Origin of the sequence: Humibacter sp. (assembly GCF_035547335.1) — a bacterium.
Taxonomy (GTDB): domain Bacteria; phylum Actinomycetota; class Actinomycetes; order Actinomycetales; family Microbacteriaceae; genus Humibacter.
This window is the reverse complement of record NZ_DASZVF010000076.1, coordinates 1-5,351: the sequence shown is the minus strand read 5'-3', so window position 1 is coordinate 5,351 and position 5,351 is coordinate 1. Positions and strand designations below refer to the sequence as shown.

The window sequence follows — 5,351 nt, the reverse complement described above, 5'->3', positions numbered from 1 at the left end:
GGCCATGGAGGGCCAGTTCGGCCGCCAGTACAAGGGCCCGGGCCACCCGCACACGAACATGGCGAAGGCCGCGCTGAACATGCTCACGAAGACGAGCGCGGAGGAGATGCTCGAGACCGACGGCATCCTCATGACCGCGGTCGACACCGGCTGGATCACCGACGAGCGGCCGCACCCCACGAAGGCGCGGCTGCACGAGGAGGGCTTCCACGCCCCGCTCGACCTGGTCGACGGCGCGGCCCGGGTCTACGACCCGATCGTGCGCGGCGAGGCCGGCGAGGACGTGCGCGGCTGCTTCCTCAAGGACTACGCCCGTTCTGCGTGGTGACTCGCCTCAGCCCACAAGACCAGACCTGATGTGGTTCGCTGCGTCATGCGGAAGAAGGAAGACTGCCGGGTACAAGCCGCGACGTACAGCGAGCTCGGTCAGATCGCCATGGTTTCGTCCTCTTCCGGTTGGAAGGCTGACTTCGTCGGCCGGCTGCGGCTCGATCGCCTCCTTTTTCGCCATATCGTGCTCCCAGATGCGGCGGTCATCGACGGACTTTGCTTCCACCTTTTCGACCCCGCCGACCTTGCGCTGGAGCTGGCAGCGGAGCGACACGGCGACGACGCGGTGATCGAGATCCGCGCACGCGCGGACACGATGGCCGATTCGCTGCGAACGGTGCTTGATTTCGAAGGCTCGCCGAGAGGCATATGGTTCGACTCGATTAATGATGACGGTCTGCGAGATTGCCTAGCGCGCGGTCTGTCGAGACTCACACCTAAGCAGCACAGAGCCGTGCTTGCGTCTGAGAACGCGCCACGAGCGCTCGCGGACCTCCTGAGGCGAATCGCCCGCGCTGAAGGCTTCGCGGAGCTAGGCGATATTGAACGGATGGAGGCTGGTTGGGCTCGTTGGTGCGGGACACCATCCAAGAACTTCCAAGTCCGTCGCTGGCAAGATCCACAGCAGAGCTATGAGACAGCATTGAACGTCACGCGCCTCTTTTCCCATCTTCTTACCGACGACGCACGATCCGTGTTGGTCGAGGCGCAGCAGCGGTTTCAAAGTCAAAACAAACCGTTGCGTACGAAGATGCGCCAATTCTTCGCCACCGCTCGACGGCAGGCTGATGGTCGCACGGCCGACGAAATCACCTACATCGAACGATGGATGGAGACCGGCTGGGAGCGAATGGTTGCATGGGCCAATGAGTGCACATATGCCTCCGACAGTCTAAGCAGCCCCTTCCGTGTTGGCGCAAACTCGACCACCGACGACAACGCGATCGACAAGCTCGAGCCGACGAGCTTCGTCCGGATACTTGGTGCGATTCCCGCGGACGACTTCCGCGAGATGACGAGCCGGTTAAGTGACATACGCGACCGATGGCTGACGAAAGGACAGTTTGACGATCTTCATTCGCTGATCGAGAGGTGCGTAGACATCACCTACGCGCGGGGAGCAGCGGTTGAGCCCGACCGGGCCGCAGACACCCGCGACTTCTTCGTTGATCTCACCAGCCTCGCCGGAGGGTCGGGCGCCGGATGGGCGTTGGCGATGACCGGCGTCACGTCGAGTGCCGACTCTGCTGTGGTCGGAGGCGTCGCTGCCGCGATCCCGATCGTCGCTAACCATGCGCGGAGTCTGTTCGAGGCTCGAGCGAGGAGTCGGTTGGTCGGACGAGTGGTTGAGTTCTACTCACGAGCGGCGCTTCCCGTAGGCCATCCGTGACGTTCAGCGCCGAGCCCGCTCGCTCGTCTGCTCGTCGTCTGACGCACCGAGGAATGCGACACCTGAGCAGCAGATCGGGGGCGGCGCACGTCTCTAGCGGTGCAACCGACCCCGACCCGGCAGGAGCATCCCGCATGACCGACCAGACCCCCACCACTCCGAACCGCGCCACGCGGCGCCGCCGGCTCGCCCGCAACGGCGTGGTGGCCACGGGCCTCGCCGGCGGCATGACCGCCATCGGCTTCGTCGCGTTCGGCCCCGGTGCCGCCACCGCCTCGCCCGGCCGTGCCCCGCAGGCCGCGCCTGCCCCCGCCGCAGCCCCGGCCGCCCCGAGCCCGCTCACCAAGGCGCAGGCCATCAAGAAGGCCGCCGCGAAGAAGGACGCCGCGGCCCCGGTCGCCGCGCCGACCGCCGAGGACACGGCGCTCGACGCCTACTTCAGCGCGGGCTACGACTACGACGACGCCGTCGCCCTGCAGAAGATGTGGAACGAGAGCGACCCGTTCCAGACGAAGGTCGACGCCGGCAACAAGCTCCTCGCCGGCGAGCAGCTCCCCATCGCACCCGGCAGCGCGGCCCCCGCGCCCGCGGAGGCGGGCGACGATGCCGTCAGCGCGTACTTCAACGCGGGCTACGACTACGACGATGCCGTGCAGCTCGCGAAGATGTGGCACCTCGCGACGCCGTACGACGCGAAGGTCGCGGGCGGGAAGAAGCTCCAGCAGGGCGAGACGCTGCCCATAGAGCCCTGATCGAGCGCTGACCACCGCACCGTGCGAACCGCCACGGTCTCTACGCTCGAGACCATCAGCTCGAACCCGGTCCTCACGCTGAGGACCGGGTTCGAGCTCGAGCTGCTCGCCCCCCGGGGCAGCTCACGCGCGGACCTCGCGCGTGAGCTGGCCCGGCGCGCCGGTGGTCGGGTCCGTCCGGTGCTCCACCTCGACACCGAGCCGTCGCTCGTGCCGGGCATCGGCCACTTCCTGCACCTCACGCCCGGCTTCGCCGTCGACGACGCCGCCGGCGCCCCCCTCGCCACCCTGGTGGACGACATCACCATCACCGCCGACCTCGACGCGCGGGCGCCTGCAATGCCCGGTTGGTACCGGCTGCTGTCGGACGAGCCGCGGCTCATCCGCCTCGTTGCCCGGCTCGCCGACCCCGCGCTCGCGATGGCCGACACCGTCGCACCGATCGCCGCGGCGTTCGGCAGCGTCGTCGAGGCGATCGGCGACGCGGTGCGCGTCGATGACCCGGCGGGGGCCACCGTCGTCATCGGCCTGCCGGTGCGCGGTGAGCGCGAACGGCCGTGCGAGATCGTCACGCCACCGCTCACCCACGACCACGAGGCCACGCTCGACGCACTGCTCAGCCCGGCGCGCGAGCTCGGCTTCACGGTGCCGGCCGAGGCCGCGGTGCACCTGCACGTCGACGCCGCACCGTTCCGCACGGTGCCTGCGTTCGCCAACGCCGTGCGGCTGTTCGCGCACTGGCGTGATGCGCTGCGCGAGGTCCTCGGCACCAACCCGCGCTGCGTGCGCCTCGCACCGCTGCCGGACGCGCTCGTCGCGCTGGTCGAGCAGCCGTGGCGCAGCTGGGACGAGCTGCGCGCCGCCGCCCGCACCACCGGGCTCACCAAGTTCTTCGACGTGAACCTCGTGAAGGTCATCGCCGACCGGCCCGACCGGCACACGGTCGAGGTGCGCATCCTCCCCGGCTCCCTCGACGCCGCCGACGTCGTGCGCCGCGCGGCGCTCGTCGAGGCACTGCTGCTGCGCTGCCTCGACCCCGCACCGCTCCCCCGGCCGACCGGCGCCGCCACCGCGGTCGACGAGCTGAGGGCCCTCGCGCAAGGCGCGGCATGACGGAGACGATGGGGCGGCCCGCCGCCGACGCTGTCGACCACGAGGAGCCGACGCCACTCGTGCCCCCGACCGACATCACCGACTTCGACGCCTTCGCCCGCACTCACCTGCCGCGGCTGCTGTCCTACGCCATCGTGCTCACCGGCGACCGCGAGCTCGCGGCCGACGTCGTGCAGGAAGCGATGGTGCGGGCGCACCAGCACTGGTCCCGCGTGCGGTCCGCCGAGCGCCCCGACCTGTACGTGAAGCGCATGGTGACCAACGAGTACCTGTCGTGGCGGCGCCGCTGGCAGGTGCGCAACGTCGTCAGCGCGTCCGACGAGGCGCTGCGGAGCCGCGCCCCCGCGCTACCTGACCACGCAGAGGCGGTCACGCACCGCATCGCCGACCGCGACGCGTTGTGGGGCCGGCTCGCGAAGCTGCCCCGCCGGCAGCGCGCCCTGGTGGTGCTGCGCTACTACGAGGACCTCTCCGACAGCCAGATCGCGGAGGTCCTCGGCATCAGCCGCGCCACCGTCCGCTCCGGCATCTCGCGTGCGCTCGCCACGCTGCGCATCGATGCGCCCACCGACCCTCACCACCTCGACGCCCCGGACGAAGGGACGAGCCCATGACCGCCGACGACGAGCTGCGCGCCGTGCTGCACGCGCACACGATCGATGCGCCCGACGCGGACGCCGTGCACGCCGGCATCCGCAGCGCGATCGGGCGGCGGCGCCGGCAGCGGCAGCGCACGCAGACCGCGGGCGTCGCCATCCTCGTCGGCGGCCTCGCCGTGGGTGTGCCGGTGCTCGCCCGCAACGACCACCGGCCGAGCAGCCGCACACCGGGCGGGCGCGCCACCGCCGTCCCCGGCAGCACCGTCGCGTCGGCCGCCCCGCCGTCGCCCGCGAAGAAGCACCCCGGCGGCCGGGACGTCCCGTCGAGCACCACGAGCCCGCTGCCCGAGAGCACGTTCGAGGACGACCTCGTCGCGCGCTTCTTCACCGCGGGCTATGGCTACGACGACGCCGTGACGCTCGTGTCCCTGTGGCACCTCGGCACGCCCTACGACGCGAAGGCGTTCGGCGGCCAGCTCCTCGAGGACGGGCACGCGCTGCCCATCACGCCGGGCAGCCGGAAGGCGGCGGACGCCGGCCAGGCCGACGCCGCCCGCAACGCGTTCCGCCAGCACCACGACGTCACGGACGCGCAGCGGATCGCGGCGGCCTGGAACCTCACCGACGACGACCTCGGCCTGGTCAAGGCCCTCGCCGGTCAGCGCCTGCTCGACGGCCAGTCGATCCCGCTCTAGCCACGCGGGGGCCGGCGGAGGGCGAGGGATTCGAACCCTCGAGACGGGATGAACCGCCTGGTCGCTTTCAAGGCGACTGCACTAGGCCACTATGCGAGCCCTCCGTCGCAAGAGCGTAGGCGGCCGGCCGCTCCGGGAACCCCCTGTTCCGCGTGCGGTAGGTTTTCTTGACGTGAACGTGAAGGTGCCGCGCGTGGACGACCGCCACTACAAGTGGACGGCGTTGATCCTCTGCACCGTCGGCACCCTGATGGCCTCGATCGACGGCTCGATCCTGCTGATCTCGCTGCCCGACATCTTCCGCGGCATCCACATCAACCCGCTGCAGCCGGGCAACAGCTTCTACCTGCTGTGGCTGATGCTCGGCTTCCTCATCGTGACGAGCGTGCTGGTCGTGAGCCTCGGCCGGCTGGGCGACGTGCACGGCCGGGTGAAGATGTACAACCTCGGCTTCCTCATCTTCACGATCTTC

The 5,351-nt window shown here is 70.0% G+C and carries 5 protein-coding genes, 1 tRNA gene and 2 pseudogenes; 7 read left to right on the top strand and 1 reads right to left on the bottom strand.

Annotation, left to right across the window (positions count from 1 at the left end):
* The 6 genes and pseudogenes from VHB92_RS15470 to VHB92_RS15445 form a co-directional block, all read left to right on the top strand.
* A pseudogene (locus VHB92_RS15470) lies at positions 1-328 on the top strand (short-chain dehydrogenase); the annotation flags it as partial.
* Between the two features lie 45 nt (positions 329-373).
* Positions 374-1,720, top strand: a complete 1,347-nt coding sequence (locus tag VHB92_RS15465) for a hypothetical protein (RefSeq protein WP_325454662.1) — start codon at positions 374-376, stop codon at positions 1,718-1,720.
* 134 nt (positions 1,721-1,854) lie between these two features.
* Positions 1,855-2,472, top strand: a complete 618-nt coding sequence (locus tag VHB92_RS15460) for a hypothetical protein (protein WP_325454661.1) — start codon at positions 1,855-1,857, stop codon at positions 2,470-2,472.
* 21 nt (positions 2,473-2,493) lie between these two features.
* Positions 2,494-3,585, top strand: coding sequence for an amidoligase family protein (locus VHB92_RS15455; protein ID WP_325454660.1), 1,092 nt, complete (start codon positions 2,494-2,496; stop codon positions 3,583-3,585).
* On the top strand, positions 3,582-4,199 hold the full coding sequence (locus VHB92_RS15450) for a SigE family RNA polymerase sigma factor (RefSeq protein WP_325454659.1): 618 nt from the start codon (positions 3,582-3,584) through the stop codon (positions 4,197-4,199). The genes VHB92_RS15455 and VHB92_RS15450 overlap by 4 nt, the downstream gene beginning before the upstream one ends.
* Positions 4,196-4,879, top strand: a complete 684-nt coding sequence (locus VHB92_RS15445) for a hypothetical protein (protein ID WP_325454658.1) — start codon at positions 4,196-4,198, stop codon at positions 4,877-4,879. The genes VHB92_RS15450 and VHB92_RS15445 overlap by 4 nt, the downstream gene beginning before the upstream one ends.
* A 15-nt stretch (positions 4,880-4,894) precedes the next feature.
* Here VHB92_RS15445 and VHB92_RS15440 read toward each other — a convergent pair.
* Positions 4,895-4,983 (bottom strand) — tRNA-Ser (locus VHB92_RS15440).
* 68 nt (positions 4,984-5,051) lie between these two features.
* Here VHB92_RS15440 and VHB92_RS15435 point away from each other — a divergent pair.
* Positions 5,052-5,351: pseudogene (locus VHB92_RS15435) on the top strand (MFS transporter); the annotation flags it as partial.